At 65.9% G+C, this 2,788-nt stretch carries 3 protein-coding genes; 2 read left to right on the top strand and 1 reads right to left on the bottom strand.

Annotated elements, in window-relative coordinates; translation table 11 throughout:
- Position 1: 1 nt before the first annotated feature.
- Positions 2 to 940, bottom strand: coding sequence for an IS630 family transposase (locus tag ACFHWU_RS28905; protein ID WP_416569522.1), 939 nt, complete (start codon positions 938 to 940; stop codon positions 2 to 4).
- A 546-nt stretch (positions 941 to 1,486) separates the two neighbouring features.
- On the opposite strand from ACFHWU_RS28905, the gene ACFHWU_RS28900 reads away from it, so the two are divergent.
- Together ACFHWU_RS28900 and ACFHWU_RS28895 are read left to right on the top strand one after the other, a co-directional pair.
- Complete coding sequence (locus tag ACFHWU_RS28900) at positions 1,487 to 1,984, top strand: SigE family RNA polymerase sigma factor (RefSeq protein ID WP_416569527.1); 498 nt, start codon at positions 1,487 to 1,489, stop codon at positions 1,982 to 1,984.
- On the top strand, positions 1,981 to 2,733 hold the full coding sequence (locus tag ACFHWU_RS28895; protein ID WP_416569523.1) for a hypothetical protein: 753 nt from the start codon (positions 1,981 to 1,983) through the stop codon (positions 2,731 to 2,733). Before ACFHWU_RS28900 ends, ACFHWU_RS28895 begins: the two co-directional genes overlap by 4 nt.
- Positions 2,734 to 2,788: the final 55 nt, after the last annotated feature.

The raw sequence follows: 2,788 nt of genomic DNA, 5'->3' as shown, positions 1-2,788 counted from the left end.
GTCACGCCGCACCCCCTTCGATGAGTGTCGCTGTACTCATGCGACTTGCGTGTCGCACGATCTGGTTGATCCAACTCGATCCGGTCGGGGTGAAGTGGAAGTGCACGTGCGGGTTGGCTGCCAGCCAGGCGAGCACGTCGGGGGTGGTGTGGGTGGACAGGTTGTCCAGCACCACGTGGACCTGGCGTCCCCGGTGTGGGGCCACGGCCTTGCGGAGGAAGGCCAGGAACGCCGCCCCGTCGCGCGAGGGCCGGCACTCGCCGATGACCTCGCCGGTGGCGACGTTGAGCGCGGCGAACAGGTTGGTGGTGCCGTGCCGGACGTAGTCGTGGGTGCGCTGTTCGGTGGCGTCGAACTCGATGGGCAGCAGCGGCTGGGTCCGATCCAATGCCTGGATCTGGGTCTTCTCGTCGAGGCTGAGGACCACCGCGCCGCCGGGCGGGTCGAGGTAGAGACCGACGATGTCGGCGACCTTGTCGGCGAACCGCGGATCCTTGCTGATCTTGAAGGTGCCGGAGCGGTGGGGTTTGAGTCCGTGTTCGCGCCAGAGTTTGGCCACCCAGTGGTGGGAGACCGGCACGCCCTCGGTGCGGGTGACGTACGCGGCCATCTCGCGGCTGGACCAGTGCGACAGGCCGGTGCCCGTCGGCGGAGTCATCCGGGTCAACGCGAGGACCCGGGCCCGGATCCGGGCCGGTACCTGTTCGCGGGAACCGCCGGGTGGCTGGTTGAGCAGACCCGCCGCGCCCTCGTCGGCGTAGCGGCCGAGCCACAGGTCCACCGTCGGCCTCGACACCCCGGCCAGCACCGCGATGTCCTTCTTCATCCGCCCTTCGGCGTGCCACAACACGATCCGCGCCCGGGTGCCGACCGCAGCCGACACCTCCGGGCTGTTGATCAACGCCCGAAGCTCCACCCGCTCATCCGCTGTCAGCTCCACGAGGCACAGCCAACCACACCGACATCACGTCAAGACAACAGGATCACGAGACACTAGAGCGCGAGACCATCGGCGCCGCCGCTGCCCTTCACTCGGCAGCGGATCGAACAGGGCACAGCGGCGGTGCCGATCCCCTCGGAGGCCGCGAACCGCCTGTTACTTGCACTGACCACCTGAAACCGCCCTTTTCCAGCGGCCATCGGACCATGATCAAGAAGCTCCATCAAAGCGGGGGTAGCTCACCCTGTCCACCGACGCCGACCTGTCTGCCGAGGCGGGCCGTCGGCAGATACTCGCCAGCCGTGTCTTCCGACCATCGGCGCGCCGCCGACCGAGAGACCATCACTACGGCGCTGGCTGCGGGTTCGAGTTCCTCGCGCCGGAAGCCAGTGACCGAAGTCAGGTTTGACAGTGTCGCTGAGCCTTGGACTAACTGTCCGTCGACGAGTTCGCTGCTGCCGGGCTCGTCCGGTGTCAGCAGCTGCTTCGAAGAAATTTAAGGGACCCATGCAACATCTCTGGGGCCCGCCGTGTAGTCATAGTGTGATGGTGTCACGATTCCCGCCGGACGACTCCGGGTTCGAGGCGTTCGTACTACAGAGCGCCGCCGGGCTCCTGCGTCTAGGCAATGTCCTGACGCTGGACCGAGCCGCTGCGGAAGACCTCGCTCAGGAAACCCTCATTCGCGTCGGGCTCGCCTGGTCGAGGCTGCGCTCGGACGGGAATCCCGTCGGCTATGCCCAGCGCACCATGACCAATCTGTTCCTCAACGAGCGACGACGTCGCAGGCCGATGCCGACTGACAAGATCCCGGAGACCGCGCGCGAGGACACAGCACTGGCCGCGGTGGACTCGACAGCTGCCGTTCGCGAGATCCTCGCGAGCCTGCCGCCGAAGCAGCGGGCAGTGATCGCACTTCGATACGTGGCTGATCTGCCGGACGATGAGATCGGCCGCCTACTGGACTGCACCCCAGCGACGGTGCGGTCTCAACTCTCCCGAGGCTTGTCGAGCCTCCGGGCGACCATGACAGCAGAAGGGTGATTCTGGTGGCCGAAAACCCCGCCGACGAGCTAGCCGTCCTGGACAAGGAGCACTTCGCTCTTCCTGTCACCGACGCGTTCATCACCGGAGTGCATCGAGGCGTACGCAGGCGCCGGGTTCTACGCGCCGTAGCTGCGGGCGGCGCAGTGGCCGCGACAGCCGTTGCCGCTACCATCGTGGTCACTCTGACAGTACCCGCCCATCTCGCCGCCCCTTCTAGCCCGACCACTAATCCGATCGCGGCCGCCTCGCCGACCGCAGCTGTGGACCCGATCCACGAGCCGCTGGATGGCTACCGTGTCACCTTCGTGCCTGATGGGCTCCGGGTCGGTGTCCCTGGGAACGGGTCTGCTAGCTACCCCGTATCGAAGGACCAACTGCACAACGACGGCTCCGTGCCCGCGTCAGAACATCCGACCGCCGCAACGACACTGCGAACGTATGTGCTGCCCAATGGGGGCAATTGGATAGCTATCTCGGTGCTGCGCCCGGAAGGGACGACAGCTGAGGTTGATCAGGCACAGGTCACCGAATGGTTGACCGGATGGGCTATCAAGGGCTCCGAGGTGATTGACAGATACGAGCTTCCGGCCGGCCGAGCCCAGCTCACTAGATTCGTGGGCTCCGAGGTTACCGCACACAACGTGGTGATCACGACCCCGGACGGTGTGGTGATCGTCGTCGACGGGAACGGGAATGTGCCGGTTGCGGACTTGAAGGCAGTGGCCGCAGGCGTCCTACCCCAGTGAGCCTTTGCGAGTAACGGTTCGCGACTGGGTGTAGTGCCGGTACTCGGTTCAGGTG

The organism is Micromonospora sp. LOL_015, assembly GCF_048060275.1.
GTDB lineage: Bacteria > Actinomycetota > Actinomycetes > Mycobacteriales > Micromonosporaceae > Micromonospora_E.
The sequence above is the reverse complement of the archived record's forward strand: the minus strand, read 5'-3'. Positions and strand labels throughout refer to the sequence as shown.

Excerpts from the sequence above, each read along its gene's own strand:
- ACFHWU_RS28900 (WP_416569527.1), top strand. The coding sequence starts at position 1,487 with ATGGTGTCACGATTCCCGCCGGACGACTCCGGGTTCGAGGCGTTCGTA.